16 protein-coding genes are annotated in these 26,452 nt (G+C 42.2%); 10 read left to right on the top strand and 6 right to left on the bottom strand.

The window, feature by feature from the left end:
• Positions 1 to 72 precede the first annotated feature (72 nt).
• The 3 genes from aroH (at position 73) to RMY00_RS03590 (ending at position 3,659) form a co-directional block, all read left to right on the top strand.
• The gene (gene aroH, locus RMY00_RS03600; RefSeq protein WP_322646234.1) at positions 73 to 486 is read left to right on the top strand and encodes a chorismate mutase; all 414 of its coding nucleotides are present in this window, start codon (positions 73 to 75) and stop codon (positions 484 to 486) included.
• Between the two features lie 392 nt (positions 487 to 878).
• Positions 879 to 1,859, top strand: a complete 981-nt coding sequence (locus RMY00_RS03595) for an ABC transporter substrate-binding protein (protein WP_322646233.1) — start codon at positions 879 to 881, stop codon at positions 1,857 to 1,859.
• 9 nt (positions 1,860 to 1,868) lie between these two features.
• Positions 1,869 to 3,659 (top strand): diguanylate cyclase domain-containing protein, encoded by a 1,791-nt coding sequence (locus RMY00_RS03590; RefSeq protein WP_322646232.1) that lies wholly within the window; start codon positions 1,869 to 1,871, stop codon positions 3,657 to 3,659.
• A 55-nt stretch (positions 3,660 to 3,714) separates the two neighbouring features.
• On the opposite strand, the gene crtR is transcribed toward RMY00_RS03590, so the two are convergent.
• Entirely contained in the window at positions 3,715 to 4,605 is an 891-nt protein-coding gene (crtR, locus tag RMY00_RS03585) for a beta-carotene hydroxylase (RefSeq protein WP_322646417.1), read from the bottom strand.
• Between the two features lie 381 nt (positions 4,606 to 4,986).
• On the opposite strand from crtR, the gene pyk reads away from it, so the two are divergent.
• Positions 4,987 to 6,756, top strand: coding sequence for a pyruvate kinase (gene pyk, locus RMY00_RS03580; RefSeq protein WP_322646231.1), 1,770 nt, complete (start codon positions 4,987 to 4,989; stop codon positions 6,754 to 6,756).
• 105 nt (positions 6,757 to 6,861) lie between these two features.
• Here pyk and RMY00_RS03575 read toward each other — a convergent pair whose 3' ends face one another.
• Together RMY00_RS03575 and RMY00_RS03570 are read right to left on the bottom strand one after the other, a co-directional pair.
• Positions 6,862 to 8,643 (bottom strand): M61 family metallopeptidase, encoded by a 1,782-nt coding sequence (locus tag RMY00_RS03575; RefSeq protein ID WP_322646230.1) that lies wholly within the window; start codon positions 8,641 to 8,643, stop codon positions 6,862 to 6,864.
• An 83-nt stretch (positions 8,644 to 8,726) separates the two neighbouring features.
• On the bottom strand, positions 8,727 to 10,379 hold the full coding sequence (locus RMY00_RS03570) for a cellulase family glycosylhydrolase (protein WP_322646229.1): 1,653 nt from the start codon (positions 10,377 to 10,379) through the stop codon (positions 8,727 to 8,729).
• 575 nt (positions 10,380 to 10,954) lie between these two features.
• Here RMY00_RS03570 and RMY00_RS03565 point away from each other — a divergent pair.
• Positions 10,955 to 11,752 (top strand): hypothetical protein, encoded by a 798-nt coding sequence (locus tag RMY00_RS03565; RefSeq protein ID WP_322646228.1) that lies wholly within the window; start codon positions 10,955 to 10,957, stop codon positions 11,750 to 11,752.
• A 222-nt stretch (positions 11,753 to 11,974) separates the two neighbouring features.
• Here RMY00_RS03565 and RMY00_RS03560 read toward each other — a convergent pair whose 3' ends face one another.
• On the bottom strand, positions 11,975 to 12,769 hold the full coding sequence (locus tag RMY00_RS03560; protein ID WP_322646227.1) for a hypothetical protein: 795 nt from the start codon (positions 12,767 to 12,769) through the stop codon (positions 11,975 to 11,977).
• Between the two features lie 322 nt (positions 12,770 to 13,091).
• Between RMY00_RS03560 and RMY00_RS03555 the strand changes: the two genes are divergently transcribed.
• From RMY00_RS03555 to bcsA, 5 genes are all read left to right on the top strand, one after another.
• Entirely contained in the window at positions 13,092 to 14,852 is a 1,761-nt protein-coding gene (locus tag RMY00_RS03555; protein WP_322646226.1) for a porin, read from the top strand.
• On the top strand, positions 14,849 to 17,206 hold the full coding sequence (locus tag RMY00_RS03550) for a tetratricopeptide repeat protein (protein ID WP_322646225.1): 2,358 nt from the start codon (positions 14,849 to 14,851) through the stop codon (positions 17,204 to 17,206). Before RMY00_RS03555 ends, RMY00_RS03550 begins: the two co-directional genes overlap by 4 nt.
• 39 nt (positions 17,207 to 17,245) lie before the next feature.
• On the top strand, positions 17,246 to 18,502 hold the full coding sequence (locus RMY00_RS03545) for a glycosyl hydrolase family 8 (protein WP_416212029.1): 1,257 nt from the start codon (positions 17,246 to 17,248) through the stop codon (positions 18,500 to 18,502).
• 181 nt (positions 18,503 to 18,683) lie between these two features.
• Positions 18,684 to 21,023: a cellulose biosynthesis cyclic di-GMP-binding regulatory protein BcsB gene (locus RMY00_RS03540; RefSeq protein WP_322646223.1), complete on the top strand. Its 2,340-nt coding sequence runs from the start codon at positions 18,684 to 18,686 to the stop codon at positions 21,021 to 21,023.
• A 51-nt stretch (positions 21,024 to 21,074) separates the two neighbouring features.
• Positions 21,075 to 23,687, top strand: coding sequence for a UDP-forming cellulose synthase catalytic subunit (gene bcsA / locus RMY00_RS03535; RefSeq protein ID WP_322646222.1), 2,613 nt, complete (start codon positions 21,075 to 21,077; stop codon positions 23,685 to 23,687).
• Between the two features lie 193 nt (positions 23,688 to 23,880).
• Here the strand turns inward: bcsA and RMY00_RS03530 are convergent, their stop codons facing one another.
• A complete protein-coding gene (locus RMY00_RS03530; RefSeq protein ID WP_322646221.1) occupies positions 23,881 to 24,564 on the bottom strand; it encodes a Crp/Fnr family transcriptional regulator in 684 nt (227 codons plus the stop codon).
• 471 nt (positions 24,565 to 25,035) lie between these two features.
• The gene (locus tag RMY00_RS03525) at positions 25,036 to 26,223 is read right to left on the bottom strand and encodes a HetZ-related protein 2 (protein ID WP_322646220.1); all 1,188 of its coding nucleotides are present in this window, start codon (positions 26,221 to 26,223) and stop codon (positions 25,036 to 25,038) included.
• Positions 26,224 to 26,452 lie beyond the last annotated feature (229 nt).

Here is a 26,452-nt window from a genome sequence, read left to right as displayed (position 1 = left end):
GGAGTTAAAACTCTCAATTTTTCACTCTTGACTTCTAACCTCTAACTTTTTTCTTTTAAGGAGGATTTAGGCGTGGAGTGGCAAATGCGAGCTATTCGCGGAGCAACAACCGTTTCAGAAAATACCGTTGAGGCAATGCGAGAGGTAGTGACAGAACTTCTAGATGAACTAGAAAACCGAAATCAATTCCAGCCAAGTGACATGATTAGTGTAACTTTCTCAGTTACACGCGATTTGGATGCGATTTTTCCAGCTGCGATCGCTAGAGCGCGTCCTGGTTGGGATAATGTGGCCATGTTGGATGTGCAGCAAATGCATGTTGAAGGTAGTTTACAGCGCTGCATTCGGTTCTTAATCCACGCTTATCTGCCCGCTTCCGCCTCAATTCATCATATCTATTTACGCAATGCCGCCAGCTTGCGTCCCGACTGGAGTTTGCCCCAGTCTTTACAAACATCACAGCCAGTAGTTAAATCGAAAGTTTAAATTATTTACGTCTAAGTCTAATAACTAGTTAGCGCTCAAGTTATTGTGTTGTGCCAGTATTGAATTGAGTAGTGGTGACCAATAATTTTTGCAACTCAAGCTGTTGAAAAAGAAAATATAAAACTGAAAAAATTTCAAATTTGAATCTTGTCATTGTTCAACCACTCTTGAACAATGAATATCTAGAGCATCCTGGTTTGTCAGTTAATAATCTCTGCAAGGCCTTGCCTCACTTATTGAGCAATATCAGGTTGCCATTAGGGTAGTTTTGTGTAGAGTTATTGGACTAAAGCACAATACACTTAGGTTAGCGCCAAAAACCTTAAATTGTGTAGCGACTGTCTTAAAAGTCAAGCGTATTGGACTAAAGCATCCATTTGATCAAACATTCTATGTTTAAATTACTCAGATATATTAGTATTTTTGTTATTACCGTCTGTTTACTATTTGCTTGTCATACTTCAGTAACGACCAAATTAAAACACCCTCCCTTGAAAGTGATATTTACATCTTTTGTTGGGGAGTATCCAGTTATAATTGCTCAAAAAAAAGGATTCTTCAAAGCTCAAGGGGTAGATGTGGAACTAATTTATAAACGATATACCCAATTAGAAAGAGCAAATTTCAGTGCAGGTAAGTATGATGGTATGACATCATCCTTAGGAAGTTTTATAATCTTAAGTGCCACAAATCCAGATATACAAGGTGTAATGGTTATAGATGAATCAGCAGGAGCAGATGTGGTAGTCGCTCAATCACAAATTCAAATCGTTGCTGACTTGAAAGGCAAAAAGCTCGGTGCAAATCTAGGCAGTTTTAGCGAGGTTTTTGTGACTGAGATGTTGAAATCTGCCAACTTAACCAGTGATGATGTGAACTTGGTTAAATTAGAGCCTTCAGAAATTCCCCAACGGCTGAAAAATAATGTTATTCAAGCTGGACACACTTGGGAACCCTATCTTTCTAAAGCTATGAAATTAGGGGGAAATATCCTATTTACCAGCAAACAAACTCCTGGCTTGATTTTAGATATGATTGTCTTTCGTGGTGATACAATCCGCGATCGCCCCGAAGACATTCGTGCATTTGTGCGAGGATGGCTGCAAGCCACAACCTACTGGAAAGCAAATTTTCAGGAAGGAAACGCTATCATCAACAAAGCGTTAAAAATTCCTAGCAATACAATCTCTCTAAAGGGAGTAAACCTAATTGATTTAGATGAAAATCAAAAATTATTTCAATCTAGCAACTCTAACTCCATCTATAAAACTGCCAAGATATATGCAGACTTTTTTATTCGCTCTGGAAACGTGACGCGGATTCCTGAGCTAGAAACTTTGTTCAATTCTTCCTTCTTGAACCCTCCACCCTAGTTTAAAGCCATGCAGCACAATCTTTTGGGCGGCATCCGTACAAAGTTGATAGCTTCGTTTCTGATTGTTGCTTTGATTCCGTTGCTGTTATTAGCATTTATCAACAAACAGACAACTGAAAAAATACTAACTGACAACGCCAAACAAGCCCTATCTGCGGCGGCTAACGAAACTGCTAGCAGAATAGATGCCTTTATTGATGGAAATCTCAATGCCGTGCGTGTAGAGGCTATTTTACCAGGTTCGGTACGCTACCTAAGCCTAACTCCAAAACAGCGAGATGACAGCCCCGAAATGCAATTGGCAACAGAAACATTAATCCGTCTCAGTCGCAAAGATATGCTTAATATTCTTTCTTATGCTTTGCTCGACTTAAATGGGAAAAATGTATTGGATACAGATACATCGAATATTGGCAAAGATGAATCAGTTGAAAATTATTTTAAAAAACCAGTGGAAACTGGATCATATTATGTTTCTAGCATGAAGCTATCGCCAATGATTCCTGACCTTGTTACCCTCTTTTTTAGCAGTCCAGTTCGCAATGCCAAAGGAGATATATTGGGTGTATTACGTGTTTCATACAATGCTACTGTTGTTCAGCAGTTAGTAACTCGAGAAACTGAACGGGCTGGGGCTAAATCATTTGCTATTCTTTTAGATGAAAATAATATTTATCTGGCACATAGCACTGCATCAGAACTACTTTTTAAATCAATAGTGGCTCTGCCTTTCGATGTTGTAACTGAATTACAAAAGAAAGGGCGTTTGCCTAATTCTCCTGTTAAAGAATTGGCAACTAATGAGCCAAAACTTAAGCAAGCATTAGATAATAAACAGCCATATTTAATTGCACCTTTGTCAACAACAGGGAATCAGGTTAATCTGATTGCGATCGCTCCTTTAAAATCAAAATATAAACATTGGTCTGTCTTGTTTGCACAGCCCCTTGCTGTTGCCCTAGCACCTGTAGAAAACCAAATTCGTGGCGCAATGTTTCTATTTGCAATTATCGCTTCAGTAGTGACAATCATCGCTTTTGCGATTGGGCAAATGCTAACAAAGCCAATAATTTACCTTACCGATATAGTATTCCAGTTTACCACAGGTAACTTAGATATCCGCGCCCAAATAAGCTCAAAAGACGAAATAGGTCAACTGGCGAAATCGTTTAACCACATGGCACTTCAGTTACAAACATCTTTTGAAACTTTAGAACAACGGGTAAAAGAGAGAACAGCAGAGTTAGTAATTGCTAAAGAAAAAGCAGAAGATGCAAATCAGAAACTAGAACAACTGGTAAATGTAGATGGTTTGACTCAGGTGGCTAACCGTCGCTGCTTCGATGGACGACTGCAAGCAGAATGGAAACGCCTTGCACGAAAACAACAACCCCTGTCACTAATTTTATTAGATGTTGATAAATTCAAATCTTACAACGACTACTATGGTCATCTTGAAGGCGATCATTGTTTAATCATAATAGCGCAAACAGTGGAACAGACAGTTCATCGTCCTACTGATCTAGTAGCGCGTTACGGAGGAGAAGAATTTTCGGTACTACTCCCCAATACTGATTTAGTAGGAGCGATCAAAGTAGCACAAAGTATTCAACAAGCAATTCACGATCAGGCCATTCTCCATGCACAGTCAGATGTCAAGGATATTGTCACAGTTAGTTTGGGTATTACTTGCGTCATACCCACTTTGGACATCAAGCCAGATACACTCATCGCTTCAGCCGATAAAGCACTGTACAATGCCAAGGAAAAGGGGCGCGATCGCTATTGTACTCATTAGATATATAACGTCGTGTGCGACTTTCTCTAAAACCTAACTGATCGCTTGATCAACTCTATTGCTTTTGATGATGAAAGCGAATTCCTAAAAAAATGTCATAAACAAACTCAAAAAAGTCTTTTTTCTGCAATAATCCTGAAGTTTGATAACATCCTTTTTCATCTAACAGGGGCTTCATGACATAGTATGCAGGCTGATAATTATACCAAGGAATAGAAGGCCACAAATGATGAATTAAGTGGTAATTCTGTCCCATAATCAGAATATTAAGAATTTGGTTCGGATAGACGCGAGCATTTTTCCAGCGATCGCGCTCCGCAAAAGGACGATGCGGTAAATAATCAAAAAATAATCCCAGTGCTATCCCCACCACAAAAGCTGGTATAAACCAAAAATTCAGAATGTAACCTAAAAAGTGGTATTGCACTGATATGTAAACAATTACACCGACAATTAAGCGGCTGATAAACCATTCTAATAGCTCATATTTACGCCAAAGTCGCCGTTGAAAGAAAAATACCTCATGGTACAAAAACCGCACCGCAATCAGCCATAATGGCCCACCCGTTGAGACATAATGATCTGGGTCGTCTTCAGGATGATTGACATGTCCATGATGCTGTAAATGCACCCGCGTAAATACAGGAAAAGCAAAAGCTAGCATTAATGCACTGCCATGCCCTAACATCGCATTCATTACCCGGTTGCGATGGGCTGATTGGTGACAAGCGTCATGAATTACCGTCCCAGCACAATGCAAGGCAATAGTATTAACGCTAAAGCACAGCCAGTGCGGCCATTCCCAAAGCCAGTAACCAAAGTTAGATAACACCAGCATTGCTACAGCTACTAAAAACAACAGTAGCGTGGGATTAAAATCACCAGGAGGCGCTAAAAATTCCTTTGGCGGGATTGTCAGTGGCTTTTGTGCCTCCGATGCGATCATCTCTAACATTGACTCCTTCTTAATCAAACATTACAAATATACGATAAAGATTAGGAAAGAATAAAATTTTGTAAAGTTTTGTATAGCAATATTTATCCACAGCTTTGCATATCAGTAGATGAATAACGGTATGATTCCAGACGAGGACTAGTCTTTTTTGATAAGCGGGGTTATGACAATTGGCAAGAAGTTGATGGGATAAACACCTTCGTTAGAAGGATGGACACAAGATTGATGTACTATATCTAGTCTATCCCACAGGCCCCACTCTCCCAGAAACCCTCTCTAGCTGTTTATATCTTATTGATATGGCAGTAACTGAAAAGGAGATGCCCCTTAAGTTACGATGACTTCCCAGATAGCTCCCTAACTTCAGCCCTTATGCAACTAAGAGATTCTCTGCGCCGGACAAAAATTGTCGCTACTATTGGCCCCGCCACTAGCAGTCCTGAAATGCTCAAGGCGATTATTGAAGCGGGAGCCACGACGCTGCGCCTAAACTTCTCCCACGGAACTCATGCCGATCATCAGCGTAGTATTCGCTTAATTCGGCAAACTGCTTTTGAATTAAATCAGCCAGTGGCTATTCTCCAAGACTTGCAGGGCCCAAAAATTCGCTTGGGTAAGTTTGATAATGGGTCTATAGTTTTGGCAAAAGGCGATCGCTTCACCTTGACAAATCGTCCAGTTGTAGGTACTCAAGAAATTAGTTGCGTTACCTATGATTATTTAGCCGAAGAAGTCCCAGTTGGCGCAAAAATTCTCCTCGATGATGGACGAGTAGAAATGCTTGTGGAGGAGATTAACCGGGACAAAGGTGATTTGCATTGTCGCGTCACCGTGCCTGGAAAACTTTCTAACAACAAAGGCGTAAACTTTCCCGGCGTTTACCTGTCAATTAAGGCAATGACCGACAAAGACCGAGAGGATCTGATGTTTGGTCTAGATCAAGGTGTAGATTGGGTGGCACTTTCCTTTGTCCGCAATCCGCAGGACATGATCGAAATTAAAGAACTAATTTCCAGTACAGGCAAGCAAGTGCCAGTAATTGCCAAAATTGAAAAGCACGAGGCCATCGAACAAATGGAGGCGGTTCTGGCTTTGTGTGATGGCGTGATGGTTGCCAGAGGTGACTTAGGGGTAGAATTGCCAGCCGAGGATGTTCCGGTACTCCAAAAGCGGCTAATTGCTACGGCAAATCGCTTGGGGATTCCCATCATCACTGCCACCCAGATGTTAGACAGTATGGTGAGCAATCCCCGTCCCACTCGCGCTGAAGTATCGGATGTAGCAAATGCGATTTTAGACGGCACCGACGCGGTAATGCTCTCCAATGAAACCGCCGTGGGTAGCTTCCCTGTAGAAGCAGTGGCAACGATGGCACGAATTGCCGAGCGTATGGAGCAGGAAGAAGCTCAACATTTGAACTTACGTTCTTTGAAAGATGCCCGACGCTCCATTCCTAATGCTATTAGCCAAGCTGTAGGTCAAATTGCCGAACAACTAGGCGCAGCAGCAATCATGACCCTAACGCAAACGGGGGCAACAGCTCGCAATGTCTCTAAGTTTCGTCCTCGTACACCGATTTTAGCAGTGACACCCCATGTGAATGTAGCGCGACAGCTACAAATGGTCTGGGGAGTCAAACCGTTGTTGGTACTAGGATTACCTTCCACTGGTCAGACATTTCAAGCTGCGATTAACGTGGCTCAGGAACTTCAGTTACTGTCTCAGGGAGATTTAGTAGTAATGACGGCTGGTACACTCCAGGGAATTTCCGGCTCCACAGATTTGATAAAGGTAGAGGTGGTGACGGCAGTACTAGGTCACGGAATTGGACTAGGACAAGGTTCAGTAAGTGGTCGCGCCCGGGTGGCCAATACTGGTATGGATGTGAGTAACTTTAATCCTGGAGACATATTGGTTGCACCCCGCACTAGTGCCGATTTTGTGGAAGCAATTCGGAAAGCTGCGGGCATTATTACGGAAGAAGAAAGTCTGACAAGTCACGCAGCAGTCATTGGGTTGCGTCTCGGTGTGCCAGTGATTGTCGGAGTGAAGCAAGCAACGCAGGCAATTCGGGATGGGGCAATTATAACCCTGGATCTGCAACGGGGTTTGATTTACTCTGGGGCGGTGAGAACGGCTTAGAAGTCGGGAATGGGAAGAGACAAGGAAGAAACTTGTTCAATAATTCTCCCTTATCTCCCTTTTCCCTACTCCCTACTCCCCACTCCCCACTCCCCAATTACTTTATCAAACAGTTGCGATCGCTACCCCAAGCCATCCAGCAAAGTTTTGCTGCTGTGTGGAGTTAGGATGCTCAACAGGTTTTACCTGATACCGAGTGGGATTTGGTAAGGTGAGGATGATGGAATAAGTACGCAGTTCGTCTTGATGGAAAACTGCGACTTCAATTTTATCGTTTGGTTGGTAATCTTTTAGGCGATCGCTTAAGCTACCCGCAGTTACCTTAATCCCATCAATTGCTAATAACTCATCACCTGCATCAATTCCCCCTACTTGTGCAGGTGAACCAGTCTCCACAAATTTAATTATCTCCCGCCCATTTTCTGTATTTATTCTCACACCCAAGTAAGATTCTTCCTGCTCATCGGCTACTAACTGCAAGCCAAAGGGTTTTAAATACTGATTGAAAGGCAAATCATCAGTATTATCAATGTAGCGTTTAAAGAAATCAGTCAAATCAATTCCGGCAACAGATTCGATAACTTCCTGTAACTGTTCTGGAGTATACCCAATTTCATCTTTCCCAAATTGCTGCCACATTTTCAGCATCACATCATCAAGGGAGCGCTGATTGTCGTGAGTAGAGCGAATCAGTAAATCCAGCAACAACGATACCATTTCCCCCTTTAAATAGTAGGAGATTTGGGAATTACCGCTATTGGCATCCGGGCGATAAAGTTTTATCCAAGCATCAAAACTCGACTCAGAAACGGGTTGTACCTTGCGCCCCGGTGTCATTTCATATCTGGTAATTTCTTTGCCCAAATTATTCAAATACGATTGAACATCATAAATTCCTGCCCGCAAAGGAATTAACAAGTCATAGTAACTAGTAGTGCCTTCACAGAACCATAATGATGGTGTGTAATTTTCTTGGTCGTAATCAAAAACCTCTAATGCTTTTGGGCGAATTCGCTTGACATTCCACAAGTGAAAGAACTCGTGTGCTACCAATTGGATAAAGCGATTGTACTTATCCTGAGCGCGAAATCCAAAACGCTGGTAAATTAATGAGCAAGAGTCCTTATGCTCCAAACCGCCAAAAGCTTGGCTAAATAGATGTAGTAGAAACACGTATCGTTGATATGGCAAACCGCCGAACATCTGTGCTTCTACCTGAATAATTTTTTGAATATCAGCAATCATCTGCTGGGCTTGGAAATTTCCTTGTCCCCAGATTGCGAGTTCATGGGGTTTTCCCAAAACCTCAAAATTATACAATTGGTGGCGACCAATCTCAAAGGGAGTATCAACAAGAGTATCAAAATCACCAGCCAAGAAAGTATTTGTTTCCTCACCAACAGGTGGTAAGGCAGTAGTTACCTGCCATTCCGGGCGTGGTGGTACGATAGTAACGCGAATGGGTTGGTTCTCCCAGCCCGTTATTCTAAAAAATAGTGCCGCACCGTTAAAATAACCGTGCGTAGCATCTAAGTGATTTGTCCGTACCGATAGCTCATTTGCAAAAACGCGGTAACGTACAGTTAATTCTGAAACACCCTTTTTATCTATCTGCCAGTGATTTTTACTGATCTTCCGCCAAGGTAAAGGCTTACTCTCTGCAAAAGCCCCAAAATCCTGTAAATTCTTGGCGTATTCCCGGACTAAGTAGGAACCGGGTGTCCACACTGGCAGTTTTAAATCCAGAATCGGCGAGTGGTAATCGACAAGGTGCAAAGTCACATCAAACAGATGGGTTTCTGGCTGGGACATTGCCACTAGGTAATGAATCGTTGGCCCGGTTTCGCGAACGTAGGTGTTGGGAAGAGTTACTGTTGCTTCAGTCATCTTGTGTGCTGAGTTTATACTCAATGATTAATGGGATTGGTGATTTCTCCTATCATGACAAATTCGCCTTTTAACTTTTGACTTCAAATCGAAACGGCGGCAACTTGCTGCGGCTGGTAGTCAGAACCAAGTTTGTTGGCACAAAACCCTGTATCGCGTACTTGATTTGGTTCAATTGTTTTTCCCCAATCTAAAGGAGTCGCTATATACTGTATCGCTCCTTGCTGTTTAAAATCTGCGTTCCAAAAGTTATTAATCTTAGCTTGATTCATGTTAAATGCCAGTTGCCAGTTATTAACCTTGGTATTACCCTGATTTGTAATTTTGAAACTGACACAAAATCCAGTTTCCCAGTTGGAATTAATCTCAGTAGTGACTTTTAGTTGAGCAGTACTAGTAGTAGATGGGGAGACAGAAGGAGAAGGAGTTGGAGTTGGAGAGACAGAAGGAGAAGGAGTTGGAGTTGGAGTTGGAGAGACAGAAGGAGTTGGAGTTGGAGAAACAGGAGGATTACTCGGTTGAACTTGTACAGCTGGGAGCAGTTGGGATAGTAATTGCTGCTTAGGTAAATCAACACTTTGCCAATCATCTAATAAAATTCCGCCTGTATCACCACTATTAGGATTCCAACTCCAGTAAGTAAAGTTCAAATTATTTTTTTGAATGTATTTCACCAACTCATTTTGCCAAATTCCTTCTTTGGAATTTAAGTCTACTTGCCGTCCCCCAAACTCCCCAATCAAGATGGGAGCAATATTCTGACTAGCGATATAGTTAAATCCTATTTGCCAGCGATCAATTAGATTGTTAGGAAAGTTAGAGTCATAAAAGTAAGGCTGATTGTACACCCCAGCGCCGTACTCATGAGGAGAATAAACTAGCTTATTAGAACGAGACAAACGGACTGGGTAGTTTTTTACACCTTCCAGATTTCCACCATACCAATGCTGCGGCAATTTTTGACCGGGGACATTCTTTTCCACTCCTTCAACAACAATTAACCAATTAGGATTCACACCCAGAATTGCATTGCCTGCACGTTCTGCTGCCAGTCGCCAGTCAGTACTTATATTGTTATCACCCCAGCTAGCTTTGCCGTGGGGTTCATTCTTTAAGTCTGCGCCAATAACGTTAGTTTGATTCTTGTATCGGATTGCTAACATTGTCCAAGTATCGATCCAGTCTGCTTCTGTAAAGCCGTCTCCATACCACAACTCTGGAATTTGCTGATCGTTGAGACGGTGGCTGTCGAGTAGGATTAGCAATCCTTGACGTTCTGCTTCCTGAATAACTAAATCCATTACCTCCAAGGGCGTTCTACCTTGAAGTTCTTTGTTGCTGCCAATGTTATAGTCAATGCCACTTACATTAAGCGATCGCAATCCTGCCACAGAATAAGGTAACCGAATGACGTTATATCCTAAGTTTTTAATCTGTGCCAGCATTTCCTTATAATCTCGTTGCCATAAACCGTGAGGGGCGTGCGTCTCAGTTTCCATACCAAACCAATTAACGCCTCTAAGCAGTACGACCTTGCCTTTTGCATCAACAATTGTTCTACCACTTGTTGAAAGTGGTTGCTCTGTTTGCATCTCAGCCCTAACAGCATCTAGCTGAATACTAGCAGGTGTCTTAGTCAATATAATTACTAAAAACACTAATAGACTTAAGGAAAATATTAGTAATTTCTTATGTAATCTTACTGCTCTTGATTTATTTTTATCGATAATTTGCATACTATTATTACTTTTCTGGTAAGGCAATATCTAAGTTGAATCAGCAAAAAAATATATGATGCTGTTTCCAAGCAAGAAGATTTTACAACATCTTTAGCTAAAAAGCATTTTTGTAAATGTGATTTTTAGCCACCGATAAATATATGTACTCTAATTACAATGCATTTATTTGACTGTTATTTGTATTACTTAATTAACTTTCCATGCATTTGTGCATCTTAGTAATCTTAGAGCAATACTTGGCTAATTTTGTTTCTATATCCGCAAAAATTGGATAGTGAAAGTCAAGAACGCTAAAATCTTTGCTGGATAATACGTATAAACTTTTATTTATGTTTTGCATTTGTCTTTGTATAATTTACAGTAGTTGCTTAATTTACAAAAAATTTACGTAACTTACTGAGTTCTTCATGAGTTTTCTATTGAACATATCTCCTATAGAGAATAACTTAGATACTAAGGCAGTACACACATTGATTAACCGTGAAAACTCTATACAAGCTAGATGTTATAAGCGGTAATTATATCTGCTGTAATCTACCCATAGTCTTCTCTTTTACAAAAACTTTCTGAATATGACACTTTCTGCGCTGCAAAAATTTTTACTACCACCCGCGATCGCTTCTCTAAGTGTATTTTCTTTAATGTCATTTCCCCTTGCGACACTAGGCGATAAACAAATTGGTATCAAATTTCAGGAAGAACCTATTTTTTATGGCAAACTTAGAGATATTGCTATCCCTTACGTAGTTTTTGCAACAGCACTTAGTATAGGGTCTGGAATTTCAGCACTTGCTTTCTGTGGTTGGCGAAATTCTTCTTCCAAATCAGCAAAAATTCAGCAAGAATTATCTAATTTAGAGCAACACCTACAGCAAAAAGAGACATTACTAAAAGAATGGCAAATTTCCGAGCCTCGATTGCAAATTTCTGGATTGAGCGCTTTTTTAGATGACGAGGCACCTTTTGATCAAGCTCTCATCTCAAAAAATGCAATCACTGCATCTCAACCTATTGAAGCGCAAACCCAGACGCAGGTAAACGTACAACCAGTAAATCCTGTACCAAAGGTTACAACTCCAAAAAATACCACTACCACAATCAGAGATATTGCTGCTACTTCTGCGTTTGCATCTGCCCAGACTTTCCTTGGCTATGCTCAAGAAAATCCCAACAATATGAAAGAAATTACTGCTGGTGAAATCAATCAAACAGCAATTATGCCATCAGAATTTGAAGAGTTGCAAAAACAAATTAAAGAGATGATGCTACAGATGCAAGCAATGCAGGAGAACTTACAACTGTCTCAAGCAACAAATGCTGAGGTAGAATCCCCACCTAAATTTCAGATTTACTATAATACTGTCCTTTAAAATCTACTCAAATCAATAACCCACTAAATTGGTGGTTATTGGGTAATTAATATCTGGATGCCAGCGCTCATATTGAGGCTGGTATTCCAGTTTTTATATATCAAAAAGAAACCGATAAAAGATTTGAATTCAAATGAGATACATCATAGACCCCTCCTCGCAAGCGAGAAAGGGGTTGAGGGTGGGGTTTAGTACCGAATTAACTGAGAACCACTATAATTCTTACCTGAGAAACTCTGAAGTAGTCAGATAGGCATTCGTTTGCCTATTTTTAATCGGTGGAGGTAAGGTAGTTTTAGAAGCTATGGATTGCGGCGGGATTTGATATCGGTTTCCCCAACCACCATTCAAGTCTTCCGGTTGCCGACGAGGTGGTATTGTTTTCCCCGTAGGTAGGGGTACTGTTAAAGTTTGGCTAACTTGTAAATATTTTTCACCTTCGTTAGTAAAGCGAATTAAGTTGCTTTCAAGGTTTTCAAGCTGTTGATTTTCTAACTTCAACTTTTGAGAGTTTTGATTATCTGGCTGTTCCGACTGAGTAGCAGGATCGAAAATAGCTACAAATGTAACGCCATTTTCTGGAAATAATCGTATTTGTGCTGGATTTGCTTGCCAGACTTCTTGAAAATTACCATTGGGTGAAACTTGCCACAGATTCAGCGCAGCCTCCCATTTTCCCTGTTTCACTTCCACAATTTGACGAGCCAGAATTGAACGGTTAGTATTGGTGTCTGAATTTAGTAAAGCTTCTGTTTGTCCTGATACTGGACGCAGATAACGCACAGCGGCCACTGTAATCTTGCTAGATTCGGGCAGATTGGTATTACCGACGACATTGTATATACCTTTACTTGATATAGGTTGTATATCTCCAATTTTCATCTCCACCTTTTCTTGTGCTTTTTGAACACAGCCATAACTGGCGGCTAAAAGTACTAAGGAAGTAGCTATCTGGAGATTAGTAGGAGACAAAGCTTTAAAATTAGTCAAAATAGTTTTTAAATCAATATTTTGCATAGTAAAAAGCAGATTATCTAGTTTATTTCCAAACCTAGCTTAGGTTTTTACCTATTATGCCCAATCTATTTTGAAAAATAACAACTTTTATCGACTCTTAATTAATTAATTGAAAATTACAAATTTTATTCAATCTAGTGGTTAATACTCATTTCGTTTGCTAAAGTAGCGACATTGAATAATCTAAATATGTAGTTGTTACCCAACTAGGCTGATGAGGCAAACAGTACTCGATTGTTATAAATTTACTTTTCCAAGCCAGTACCACAAAGTATATCTACTGCTTTGTACTGTCGCCGTCTCGATTTGCTGGGTACTGGCAGTGAGCGAAAAATCTTCAGCTCAAGTTAACCCATCTCAGCTAAAGACTATCGATTACCAATTGGGTTTAGCAGAACCGCTACCAGTGCCTGAATTACCCGTTAATAAAAGTCAACAATCTCAGTCAGGGTCGCAAACATTGCCTCCTCCACGCGCAACGACTGGTGTGGCAGTTGCACCGATCGCTAATCCAGTATTGAAAGCTGTGGAACCTAAACCAGTTAACGATCTCCAAGAAATGGAGAGTGTCTTCATCCAGCAGCAGGTAACTGGAAAAGCCCCGGCAGCAACACGTACTGTTACACCAAGAGTGGCAGCAGGTGGGGACACTTCTAACCTAAATTTAGGATTGCAGGGACAGATGAACGGCTCGGAGCCACCAAGTAGTTCAGCCCCACTGCCACCACTCGCCAACTCGTCTGCAACCCCAGAATCAACTGCGCCAGCAGCACCAACTTTTAATCAACTATTCAGTTCTCAAACGGCTCCCTCAGCAGTTTCCAACTCGGCTGCAACGCAAGAATTTACTGCACCAGGAGTAGCGCCAACTTTTAATCAACTACTCAGTTCTCAAACAGCGCCTCTGCCACCACTTCCCAACTTGCCTGCAACGCCAGAATCAACTGCACCAGGAGTAGCACCAACTTTTAATCAACAATTACCCAATCCACAGACAACACCATCATTTCTTAATACGCCTCCCACTCCAAGCACAGCAGTGCCAGTTACCCCATCTATAACTACTCAACAACGCCGCCAGCTCACCAGCAGCAGTTTAAGGGAACCCTCTTTACAATTCCAAGGAGTTTATATTAACCAAGGTGGCGACACCTCAGCACGGGCGAGAGTTAGCGGAGTCTACCCACTGTCACCTCAAGCCTTGATTGGGGCAACCTTGGACTTAACAAGCCAAGGCAGCAACCGCAACTTCGATGACTCCCGAAACGATGGTTTGAACATCAACGAGCTTTATTTGGCGACTTCACTAGCAGGAGTACCTAATCTGCGATTTGTGATCGGTCAAATAGATTTAACCTCTTATTTTGATCGCAACAGCTTTGCTAAAGATGGAGCCAGTCAATTCTTTAATCCGGTGTTTCAAACGAACCCAGCACTGGCGGCGACAGGAATTAGTTCCCGCACTGGTTTCTTAACCGATTGGAGTATCACCGACAATATTGAAGCCAAAGCAGCAGTCTTTTCATCAGCAGATAAAATTGGTGACTTTTCTTTAGATGGATTTGCTGGCGAAATCGGCATCCGTTACGGCAATGCAATTATTCGTGGTACTTATGCTAGCGATCGCGACGCTGGTGTTAATGATAGCTTCCTTGAAAGCTATAGCATTGCCAGAGGTAACAATCAATTTGGTACTGATAAAAACGATCGCGAAGAAGCATACGGTCTCAACGCCGAAGTCTTTATTCCCAATCTGAAATTAGGTTTATTTGGGCGCTATGGGCACTACGAAAACCGCACTTTAGGAGAGGGTGCAAATACTTACGTCTTGGGAGCTAGTTTTGTGGATTTGTTTACCCCAGATGACCGAGTAGGACTAGCTTATGGCCGCGCTCTCTCTAACGATCAGCTACGTCGTGGAAATAGTCCCGATGTATTAGAAATGTTCTATGATTTTAAATTTCTTGACAATCTACGGCTAGGCTTCTCGGTTCAAGCGCGTGATGATTTCTCAGAAACAGTCTTCGGTATCAGAGTGAAATCAGAATTTGGTATCACTCCCAGAGGGAGAATTACTCAATGAGCCAAAATAATATAGATAAAAGGCAAAAGGGAAAAGCTAAAAAAATTAAATATCGTTCTCTTTTTACTTGTTCATTTTTCCTTTTTACTTACTTGCTAACTGTGCCACCTTTATGCAGCATTGCCCCCGCTCAAGCACAGAACTTATCAGTATCGGCACAAAAGGGTTTTGCATTCTTAAAAAAAGGCTTGATTAATGATGCGATCGCAGCCTTCCAGCAAGCCCTTAAAAGTCAACCGCAATCTTCGCAAGTTAGGTTAGGATTAGCGATCGCTTATCGCAAAGCCGGACGTATTCCCGAAGCTTGGAGTGCTTATCAACAAGTACTGGCGGCAGACTCCAACAACCAACTAGCTTTAAAAACAGTTGGTATATTGGCTACTTATCGTCCTGCGTGGAACTTAAAAGGAATTGAGGCTCTGACAACTTTATTAGAGTTAAATCCTAACGACTCAGAAGGTCGTCATTACCGTGCTCTACTCTACTCTTATCAAGGACGCTTAAGCGAGTCCCTAGCAGACTACCAAACCGTGCTGAACAACAACCCCACGCCAAAAGCAGTCGTTGATGCAGCCCAAACTTATAGTTACAGTGGGGATTTTCCGAAAGCACTGGAGTTGTTTAACCGCTACCGCACCACCGGCAAAGCCATTACAGATTATGCAGCACTAGCCTATGGTCGCACCTTACGAGAAACAGGCAATCCTGGAGAGGCAGTACAGGTGTTAGAAGCGCAGTTGCAGCGCTCCAATAAACTTAATGAGATGGGGTTTGAAACCCGTAAAGAACTAGCTATAGCATACCTTGCCAATCAACAACAAGCTCAAGCGTTGGCGGTTTTGGATGTATTACAGGGAAGGCCAGATGCGATTTTGCCCTTAGCGCGATCGCTCAATGAAATTCGCAAGTACACCAATAACCCCACTCTCACCCAGCAAGTTTTAAATCTCTATCGTCAAGCACTGCAAACCGATCCCAACCCTTCCCCCAAACTACTGCGCGAAGTCGCTGATGTCTTTACTGGGTTCCCCGAAGGACGACAAACAGCACTGCAACTGTACCGACGGGTGGCGTTAGAATTTCCCAACGATCAAAGTCTGGTGGTACAGCAATTAGCTTTAGAAAATCAGCTAGGTTTGCTTGGTAAAAATGACTTGAAACAGCGTTTGACTACTGCAATACAATCAACGCCGAGCGATCGCGCGCAGTTGCAACAGCTAGCTAATGCTTTAGTGAACATTGATGCTCCCGACCCAGAATTTTTACCTGTGTACCAAAATCTTTTACAAATGGGGGTTAACGTACCATTTTTGAATTTCCGGGTGGCGCAAATGTATGTGCAGCGCCAAGAGTTGAATGGTGCAAGGCAAGCTTTGGCAGCTTATACAGCTACCCCCGCAGGCGCTAAAGACCTCGCGCCCCAATTATTAGCAGCAGAAATTGAGCGTCGTGAGGGTAATCTCGAAGCTAGCGCCCAACGCTACCAAGCTGTGATTGCTAGCAAGCCAAATAATAGCGATATTATTGATGCTGCTTTGGGCGGATTGGCTGGAGTGCGACTGCAACAAAAGCGTTTTGATGAGGCTGTGACAGTTTATGACCAATTAATAGCTCGCAATCCTCAAAATTTGTCGATTCAATTAGGGCGTGCTAGTATCGCCTATCAAGCCAAGCGGATTTCCCAAGCAGAAGCAGAGGCAGTTCTCAACAATTGGTTAGCTACACAACCAGCAACTAATACTCCTCCAGAACTATACAGTTTGATAGGAGCGTTGCCTACTGATCCGCAAAAAGAAGCTTTATATAGTTATCTGGTAGAAACTGACCCTAGTTCCATACCACTACAACTGCGCCTATTACAGGTGATAGCAAAACGCAATCCTGCCCAAGCACAAGCGCGGATGAAGCAGTTGATTGCCCGTATTCCCAATACTTCTGACTCATACCAGTTACAGGCAGAGTTGGCTCGATCTGTAGGTAATTTGAATTTGGCTAGCAGTACCTATCAGACTATTTTGGCGCAGCAACCAGATAATATCGATGCCTTAGCGGCTTTAGGCGGAATTCGCTTTGAACAACGCCGTTTTGACTCAGCACAGGAGATTTATGCTCAAGTGTTGGCACAAAAACCAGAAGACAAAGGCACACGCCGCGCCCTTGCTGGATTGAATGCGATTTTAGATCAGCCTTTGACAGCACTGGCACAGCTAGAACAACTGCAATTAGAAGCAGCCGCAGAAGGAGGAAACGATAGCGATGCATCTCGGCAAATACAGCAAATCCAAACAGACTTTCTGCTACGACGAGGATTTCAACCCCCTTGGGAAGATTATCAACGTCGAAACAGAAATTAGCGATCGCTTAAATCTTTTACAAATCAAACTGTTCTTAGGATGTGGCACTTCCCAAAAGTGGCAGCTATTACCTGCCTGATTGGTTTATCTGCCTGTGTCTCTAGTTACTCGGCAGCAAACCCCAAAACGCCGGATGAAAAAACTCCGGTGGCAAACGTCCCCACTGAAGGTAGTAGTCAAAATCCCACTGGATTATTAGCTGATCTTCCCAAATCCACCCCCAACCGGGAATTCCTAGCCCAAAGTTGGGATAGCTACCGCCAAAGATTTATTCAGTCAGATGGACGCGTGATTGATTACGAAGCAAGCGATCGCTCAACTAGTGAAGGTCAAGCTTATGCTTTGCTACGAGCAGTACTGATTAATGATCCAGCAACTTTTGCCCTGACTTTAAACTGGTCGGAAAATAACCTCCAGCGCCAAGTTGGTGGTAAACGCACAGATAGTTTGTGGGCTTGGAAGTGGGGACGAAAGGAAGATGGTAACTGGGGTGTAATCGACAGCAACTTTGCTAGCGATGGAGATATAGATGCGATTACTGCCCTGATTTTAGCATCACGACGTTGGAATCAACCCGAATACTTGAAACTAGCAAAACTCAAACTGCAAGATTTGTGGAATTTGTCCACTATCTCAAAAACCCAAGGTAAGCGCTACCTGTTACCAGGGCCTGTAGCTGCATTTGTCCCGGATGCATCTACCGTTTACTTGAATCCCTCTTATTTTGCACCCTATGCTTTTCGCATCTTTGCACAAGTTGATCCCCAACATGATTGGTTGAGTTTGGTAGACAGCAGCTATCAAGTGCTAGAAGATTCTGCAAAGCTTTCTAGCGTAGGTTTACCCAGTGATTGGGTAGTTTTAAATACCAAAACAGGACAATACCAAACCCTACCAGCATCTAGCACTCTGAAGAGTTTGTATAGTTTTGATTCCTATCGAGTCTGGTGGCGTTTGTCGTTGGATGCTGCCTGGTTTAACTCACCCCAAGCGCAGCGCTATCTAGTGACATCCACTCAACACCTGCAAAAACTATGGAGTAAACAATCGATACCAGCACGCATTGATCTTCAAGGGAAACCATTAGTGGATTACGAAGCTACATCCCAATACGCTATGTTGTATGCCGCTATGCAGGTAGTGAAACCAGCGATCGCTCAAGAACTGCTTGTAAAAAAAATACTGCCTCAATACAAGCAGGGAATTTGGGGAGATCAATCTGCTTATTATACCCAGAATTTGGCTTGGTTAGGATTGCTACCTCCAAAGACAATTCCCCAGCGATTGCTTAAATGATATCCCCTGACGCTGAGTTAGGGTATAAGCTTCCCAACTAACTTTTACTCCCCGCAGACTGGCTCCCGTTGATTTTTTAAAACAATCTGATGGGATGATTTTGAAGTTCTAAAAGCAACAAAACACTTGTGCTTTTTACATAAAAAATTTGAGTAAATTCACACTAAAATCACCCTCTACCATGAAGCAATTGTTTCATCTTTCCCAAACAAGTAAAAAAGCAATTATTGTTACTTCTTGCTTTTTTTTGTTTCCTAATTCATTATTGAGCGCTCAAGCTCAAACCAAAGGCGATCTGCAACAAGAAGTAACTTTATTAGCTCAAGCAACGACATCAGAAAATACTAGTAAAGCAGACTTAAAAGCTCCTAGTGCCAAGAATCTGGCAACTTACACCCTAGAATTTAATCGTAGTCCGATTGTGGGCAACCGGATGCGCTTGCGTGGGGTTTACTCAGAAGGTCGTCTTGCCTTTACTCGTCCTCGTGGCTGGAAGCTAGACCAGGGTAAGGTACAAGCTTTAATCCGTTTTCAACACTCACCATCGCTGTATGCTAATCGCTCTAACCTGACCGTGCTATTGAATGGCATCAGTGTTGGTAGCGTACCACTCAATCGCAAAGAGTCCCAAGTCGGTCAAGTACTGTTCAATATCCCACCAAAGCTGCTGCAAGACTACAACGAACTGGTATTGGTGGCACAGCAGAATAACACTCTCGAATGTAGCGACCCTAGTAGCCCCGACTTGTGGACAGAGATTCTGCCAGATTCCAAATTAATCTTTAACTATGAACGGCAGCCGATTCCTTTGAATTTCAGCCGCTATCCTTATCCTTTCTTTGACGAATTTGGCTTAGAAACTAACCAAATTGCTTATTTGCAACCAAGTCAAGTTGATCAATCCTGGTTGACAGCAGCAGCTCGCTTACAAGCGGCATTGGGGAGAATCGCAGATTTTCGCCCGATTCAGACAAGCGTGGTGTCTGATGTCGCAAATGTGAAGGCAAACGATCGCTTAGTCATTATTGGTACTCCCAACGAGCAACCGACCTTAAATACTTGGAAGAATTTGCCCCTGAAAGTCATCAGCAATCAAATTCTTGATCGTGATAATAACCCCGTACCAGATGAAACAGGGGTGTTGATTATAACTAAAGCTGAAAAAAGCGGGGTTCCGGTTTTAATTGCGACTGGGAACAGTGCAAAAGCTGTAGAAAAGGCAACCCAATTTTTATCACAGCCAGACTTGCAAAAAATGGGTACTGGTCAGGTGGTTTTTGTAGACACCCTCAAGGAACCTTCGACACCAGGACTCCGCCAGTGGCCTCGTTATTTGCCAGAACAAAATTCTTTTAAACTAGGCGACATCAAAACCCAAGTAAATGGTGAGCCGTTTAGTGATGTAACTGTACGTGGCATCGGAGCGCCACCAGTTGAAATTGATTTTCATGCTCTACCAGATGATAGATTTCTGCGGGGTAGTTCGATGAATCTGGTGTACAGCTACGGGCCGCAGGTTAATCCGCGAACTTCTGCGGTTGAAGTTTTACTGGATGGAGTTTTCATCGGTGGCGCACGTCTTGATTCTGAGTCGGGAGAAACCCGCAAAAATCTTAAAGTTAATTTGCCGGAAAACTTGATTAAACCCAACTCGAAACTACAAGTTTTCATGCGGATGAATCCGAGAGAACCGTTTGATAAACAAAACTGTCTTCAACCACCAGATCAACAACTGACAGGTACGGTGCATTCTGATACTAGCTTCGACCTGAAGCGGGAAATCTCTACACAACTACCAGATTTGAACCTGCTGAAATTTGGTTTCCCCTTTGCTGCACCCCAGGATTTGTCTCAGACAGCGATTGTTGTGCCCCAAACCCCCTCGAAGACAGATATTTTGACCTTATTGGCTTTTAGCGAACGTTTGGGAAGGCTTAGTCAAGCAGATGCTGTCAAACTAAATGTTTATACACCAGATGCTTTGCCAACACAAGCCCGCAAAAATGACCATTTGGTAGGAATTGGAACGCGAGAAGACTTTCCTTTTCCCGAAGTATTTAATTCCACTGGCTTCAACTTGAGTCAAGCATACTCCCGTTCCTTTGCCAATGCTGTGGTTCAGACCCCCCAGGATACACAAGGGATGATTAAGCAAATTATCTCTCCTTGGAACAGCGATCGCGTCGTTCTCGCTTTAACATCTCAAACCGAAACTGGTTTAGAGCGAGTGCGACAAGTCCTCAACCAAGACCCGTGGTTCTTCCAACTCAAAAAAGATACGGTGCTAATTAGTAGCGATCAAAAAGACCCAGTTTCCTACGATGCTGATGCCTATCAACTACAGTTTTTCCAAAGCGCCCCAAACACTCGTCGCTTAGAAAATACCACTATCCTCAGTAAAGCATCACGCTTTTTACAAGAAAATTGGCTATTGCTACCTATAGGCATTTTCACTGTGTCTCTAATTCTTTACGGGATTCTTCAGTTGTATATCAAGCGTTTAACTGCTGATAAAAAGTAGACACTTTCGATTAGGTATTGCCCATTTTAAATTTCAAAATTTAGATCCACAATGTCATCTTCCCCCCACACCCCACCCCGGAAATCACGCGATCGCCAGCGCTCAAAATTTAGCAATTGGTTGATTGATATTACCCCTAGATTTTTTGACCGCACTCTTCAAAAGGTTGGTGTAAAACAGTTTAAGTGGTTTATCGTGCTGCTATTGGTACTCTCAGTGCCACTGATTATTACTCCAATAGAAGTTTGGCAGCAGGGATTGGTAGCAGTGTTTCTTGTGCTACTCGGTCAATTGGTGATACACGCGGAGTTCCAAGAGGCCTCTTCAGAAATCAGCCAGTATTATCACTTGTTTCTGCTGTGGCTGAGTATGGTAACAACGCTGCGTTATTTATACTACCGCACCAGCTACACCCTAAACTTTGATGGTTGGCTTAACAGCATCGCTTGTGTATTCTTGTACGCCGCCGAACTTTATGCCATCCTCACCTTGGTATTGGCATACTTTCAAACCCTGAAAATTCAAGAACGCCAAGCAGTTAATCTAACAAACATTCCTCAACAGGAATGGTTCAAAGTTGATATCTACATTCCTACATACAACGAAGATGTGGAGATTGTTCGCAAGACGGCTGTGGCAGCCTTAGCTTGTGATTATGCCCCTGATAAAAAAAAGGTTTATGTCCTTGATGATGGTCGTCCAGAAAAGTATAAAGAGAACGACCCACGCCGAGAACAGTTTAGTAAAAGACGAGAACAGCTAAGGCAAATGTGCCAAGAACTTGGCTGTATACACATGACGCGGGACAATAACGACCACGCGAAGGCTGGTAATATCAATACCGCCTTTTACAAAACCGATGGCGATTTAGTGTTGATTTTGGACTGCGACCACATTCCATCGCGGCAAATTCTCCTGCATACAATGGGTTTTTTCTTCGATCCCAAAGTATCGTTTGTCCAAACTCCTCACTGGTTCTATAACCCCGACCCTTTTGAGCGTAATTTGGTCACTAAAGGTAGAATACCCGCAGGCAATGAACTGTTCTATAAGGTACTGCAAAAAGGTAACGATTTTTGGAATGCCGCCTTTTTCTGCGGTTCCGCAGCATTAATCCGTAAATCCCACGCTTTAGAAGTTGGGGGAATTGCGGTGGAAACCGTGACGGAAGATTGCCACACTGCTTTGCGATTGCATTCGCTAGGTTACAAGTCTGTCTACTACGACAAAATTATGGTGGCTGGTTTAGCGCCAGAAACATTTTCCTCTTACGTAGGACAACAAGTGCGTTGGGCGAGGGGGATGGCGCAAATTCTGCGATTAGAAAACCCCATTTTTAATCCAAAGCTGAACCTGACATTTGCACAACGGATTTGTTATTTTAGCGCGACTTCCCACTTTTTGTATGGTTATCCTCGACTAATATATGCGATCGCTCCCACACTCTTTTTACTATTTGGCATTAACTCTGTCCAAGGTTTGGGTTTAGAAACTCTAGCCTACGCCCTACCCCATATTCTCCTGTCCCTTTTTACTAACTACATCATTTACAAAAACGTCCGTTTCTCCTTCTGGAATGAAATTTTTGAATTTGCGATGGCTTTCCAGGCTGGGTGGGTGACGATGTTAGCGCTGTTTAATCCAAAGCTGGGTTCATTTAATGTTACCGACAAAGGAACTTCTATAACCAAACGCACCTTTGATTGGGAATCGATGCGTGGTCTTTTGGTGGTGACAGCACTTGTAGTCTCTTCCTTACTAGCTGTTCCCTATTGGCTGCTGCTACATCCTGAAGATTGGCAAGCGGTCTTAGTCAACACCATGTGGTCTGTTTTTAATCTGGTTTTGCTGATAGCTGCTTTGCTGGTTGGCTTTGAACAACCACAAGTACGTACTGCCCACCGTTTACAGCGTCGCCTCCCGATCTTAATTAGCAGTAATGGTCAAACAATCATGGGCAAAACGATAAATATTTCAGAAACTGGGGCATTAATTTCTTTAGAAACTTGGCCCAATTTACTCGAGGAAGCGGAAGTTGAGGTGATGGGAGATTATACTGCTAGCGCCTCTTTAACAGCGCAGATTGTCCGAGTCTCTCCTATTAATGACACAGAAACGCTTTTGGCTGTTGATTTTGTGAAGCTCAACGATGCCCAACGTGATGCTTTAACTTTAGTTTTATATTCTGATGTCCGAGAGTGGTATTCTCAAAAGGGCCAGTATGTAGACCAACCCTTCGCTTCTCTTGGATTCTTAGCCACAAGTCTGACTCGGGCCTTGCGTGACGTAAAACAAACTAGTCGTAAAAAGGTACGCAAGCAGGTAAATAGCCATAGCCGACTCTACTGGGATGGTAACTTCTTCTTTGCAGTAGCCACAGAATTAGGAACAACAGGTTTGCGCTTAGAAATAGAGGATACAAAAGCCGTGTCTTCTCACAAAATGATCGGACAACAGGATTTGCACACGATGCGAACTGTCAAACCATTAGTTGGTTTACTGTTGAATGAGGATGAGGATAATCTCTCATCTAACCGATTTGTTGCCGAAATTCATGCTGTAGAAGAACAGACAAATGGCAAGATTGCGCTCGAATTAGTTTTTCCAGAAAAATTTAAAGAACGTCAAGACACAAAAATTAAACAGCTATTGGAGGTTCTGTAACAGAAGTACTTGACTAGATTTTAACCAGCGCAAGCTCCATTTAAGTCCAGATGTTGCTTGCGCTTGGGAGTGTTTTAAATTGCAAAAGTCAATTCAATTATTGTGGGGTGTACAGCGTTCGACTGAGCGCTATCCACCCCAAAATAATAATTGAATATTTTTTAATTTGTCAGCCCTTCATAACCCTTAGCAATCACACTTTGCCAGCCAAGTTCATCAACTGTTTAAAGTTCACGAGATAAATGATGTTGTTGGTGCTGTCAATTTTGATCCACCCTTTCTCATGCAGCTTTTCCATAATTTTGGTGGTTTCGTCAACACCAATTTCTGTTACCTCCGCTAAATCTTTGAAAGGAATGTTAAAAATTTCCTTTCCACAATTCGATTCTTGACCATAGCTTTCGCCTAAAGTCACTAGGGTATAGGCGAGTTTAACTGCTGGTGGTGAAGATCGCATTTGTAAGCGCAAGTTAATTTGCCGCAATCGTCGCACCATCAGTTGTAACATCCGGTGATGTAACTGTGGATCTTTGAACAAGATTTGAATAAAACGCTCTCTAGATACACTCAGCAAATTCACAGATGAAAGGGCTATGACATCGGTTGAGCGTGGGGATTCATCCAAAATTGCCATTTCTCCAAAAAAATCGCCTTTACCAAAAATTGCCAGAGCAACTGAATCTTCTGCGACGGTACGCCGGACTTTGACCCAACCTGAAACAACGAAGTAAACGGCGTTACCCCAGGCATCTTCCATCACAACGGCTCGCCCAGATGGATATTCATGTTCAATTGCAACGTTGAGCAGCCATTCCAAAGTTTGGGGGGTGGCTGTACTCATTAGGGGGAAAAGTTCACTAAAAACCTCAGTCTGCATGAAATATTTATAAAAAATGGATTCAAGAGTAGGAAACTAACTTTGTCACTATAAATTTGTTTAGACCGTAATCTTATTTAGAATACGGCAGCAAAATCTCTAATCTATTTGAGTTGAACTCTAAGTTTGCTCAGTCTAGAGTTCGATTACAACATAACAATTATGTATAAAATTGGAATCAGCGATTTCACTTACAGAAATATGATTTAAAGTTTAATTAATTAATCAAAATTTTAGTTGTATATATAAAGCTTACTAGTATAAAAAATATATCAACTGAAAATTGCTACGATACATAACGCGTTCAAAATTAATCCCATGCTTTTAAGCGTGGTTCCTTTTGCTTCTACCTTTTGAAGTTCTACTCTAGTAACTGAGGCATGAGGGGATGAACTTGCGATGAATTCTCCCCTGTTCGCTATCTCCTAGTTTGGTACACCACTTTAATTGAGCAACTAAATGCCTCACAGGCTACTCCTGACTTCTTAAAGATTGGGCAGCAAGATAGACTTTTGTCCATTCACCTAACACTTGATGGGTTTTGAGTTTTAACTGTTGGCCTATTGCTTCTATTGAGTTACCTGCTCTCCGCAAATCTAAAATCTGCCGTCCTAGAGGAGTCAATTTTTGATCAAGTTGCTGCCATTGGTTTTGGGTTAACCCCAAGTTATGTTCTTGCAAAGAAATTGAGAGCCAATTGTCTACTAGCTCTGGTTGACCTTTGAGAGCAAAAACACGCACAGCGTGGTAACTGATTTTTTCTCGCAGACGGTATACTTCTTTAGTCGGCTTATTTAATTTATGGGCAATCTCTTCTTGGGATTTACCTTGTAAATATAGTCGTAGCCACTGTAGTGCATCTGTTCCCAGATTTTCTTGTAAATAATTTTCAAATTCTTTTTGGACTGACTGACGTAGGACTTGTTGTTCTTCTAGCTGTTGTGCTTCTTGATATTCTGCGATCGCCTGACTATCAACTAAGTTAACTCGATTGTCATTGTCGTCTGTAAGAACTTCTTCTGACACCAGTCTAATTAAGTCACGGCCAGGCACTTGGGTTAAACCACCGCGCTGAGTGCGACGCAAGTAATTCACGAACCGATAAGCTAATAGGGGTTGATTGCGGACTGGTCGCAGACAATATTCTTCTACACTGGCAAATAGCAGGGCATCTCCCAATCGTCTATCACTTGTATATTTAGCAATATCAGCCATTTGCTGTTGCATCTGGCTGTCACTTTGCAGTAATTCTTGAAGTACTTCTTGTAACACATCCATGACACTACGCTGGCGATCGCGGCTTAGGGAAACCCAAGTCTGAATCTTATTCCGTAATGTTACTAAACTCCCTAATCGCGTTATCAAGTTCCGATAAGCACGTTCTCGCCCTAGCCCCAAATAGCGTTGACGTAAAATTCTCCAGCGATATTCCATCGCTTGCTTGGCAATATCGAGTTCTTTAGGGTTAAACAGATCAAACCGCTTGGAGTCAGATCCCAATAGCCAGAGAATAATACTTTCTCGAGCAGGTTCATTTTGGTCTGGACATTCCGCAGCCAAGCGCTTTCGCCAATCTAGAGCTAGTTGTTCCACATCTGCTGTCATAGTGAGATTGCGTTCCTCGAAACTCAATTTTGAAGTTTGCATCACAACCCCCATTTGTCCCACCTAATTGTTTAACTGGCAACCTACCCGGATTTCATGAGTCTCATGAAAATAGTTCAGTGATTCCACTTTTATTACGTCTTAATTCACTACAATTATGCAGAAATTTATATATTGATATCTTGTTTACAATTCCCAAATGTCCCAAACCCTTATATATAAGGATTTTGGGCTATTTTTTGATTTAACTTTTTTGTAAAGTTATGTTTTATAACTGAGAATA

This window comes from Nostoc sp. ChiVER01 (assembly GCF_034531155.1).
In the GTDB taxonomy this organism is placed as follows: Bacteria; Cyanobacteriota; Cyanobacteriia; order Cyanobacteriales; family Nostocaceae; genus Nostoc.
Note: the sequence above shows the minus strand (reverse complement) of the source record. Positions and strands in the feature narration are given on the sequence as shown.

Coding starts and splice junctions, on each gene's coding strand:
- RMY00_RS03595 (WP_322646233.1), top strand. CDS start 879: ATGTTTAAATTACTCAGATATATTAGTATTTTTGTTATTACCGTCTGT.
- RMY00_RS03590 (WP_322646232.1), top strand. CDS start 1,869: ATGCAGCACAATCTTTTGGGCGGCATCCGTACAAAGTTGATAGCTTCG.
- crtR (WP_322646417.1), bottom strand. CDS start 4,605: ATGATCGCATCGGAGGCACAAAAGCCACTGACAATCCCGCCAAAGGAA.
- pyk (WP_322646231.1), top strand. CDS start 4,987: ATGCAACTAAGAGATTCTCTGCGCCGGACAAAAATTGTCGCTACTATT.
- RMY00_RS03575 (WP_322646230.1), bottom strand. CDS start 8,643: ATGACTGAAGCAACAGTAACTCTTCCCAACACCTACGTTCGCGAAACC.
- RMY00_RS03570 (WP_322646229.1), bottom strand. CDS start 10,379: ATGCAAATTATCGATAAAAATAAATCAAGAGCAGTAAGATTACATAAG.
- RMY00_RS03565 (WP_322646228.1), top strand. CDS start 10,955: ATGACACTTTCTGCGCTGCAAAAATTTTTACTACCACCCGCGATCGCT.
- RMY00_RS03560 (WP_322646227.1), bottom strand. CDS start 12,769: ATGCAAAATATTGATTTAAAAACTATTTTGACTAATTTTAAAGCTTTG.
- RMY00_RS03550 (WP_322646225.1), top strand. CDS start 14,849: ATGAGCCAAAATAATATAGATAAAAGGCAAAAGGGAAAAGCTAAAAAA.
- RMY00_RS03545 (WP_416212029.1), top strand. CDS start 17,246: ATGTGGCACTTCCCAAAAGTGGCAGCTATTACCTGCCTGATTGGTTTA.
- RMY00_RS03540 (WP_322646223.1), top strand. CDS start 18,684: ATGAAGCAATTGTTTCATCTTTCCCAAACAAGTAAAAAAGCAATTATT.
- bcsA (WP_322646222.1), top strand. CDS start 21,075: ATGTCATCTTCCCCCCACACCCCACCCCGGAAATCACGCGATCGCCAG.
- RMY00_RS03530 (WP_322646221.1), bottom strand. CDS start 24,564: ATGCAGACTGAGGTTTTTAGTGAACTTTTCCCCCTAATGAGTACAGCC.
- RMY00_RS03525 (WP_322646220.1), bottom strand. CDS start 26,223: ATGGGGGTTGTGATGCAAACTTCAAAATTGAGTTTCGAGGAACGCAAT.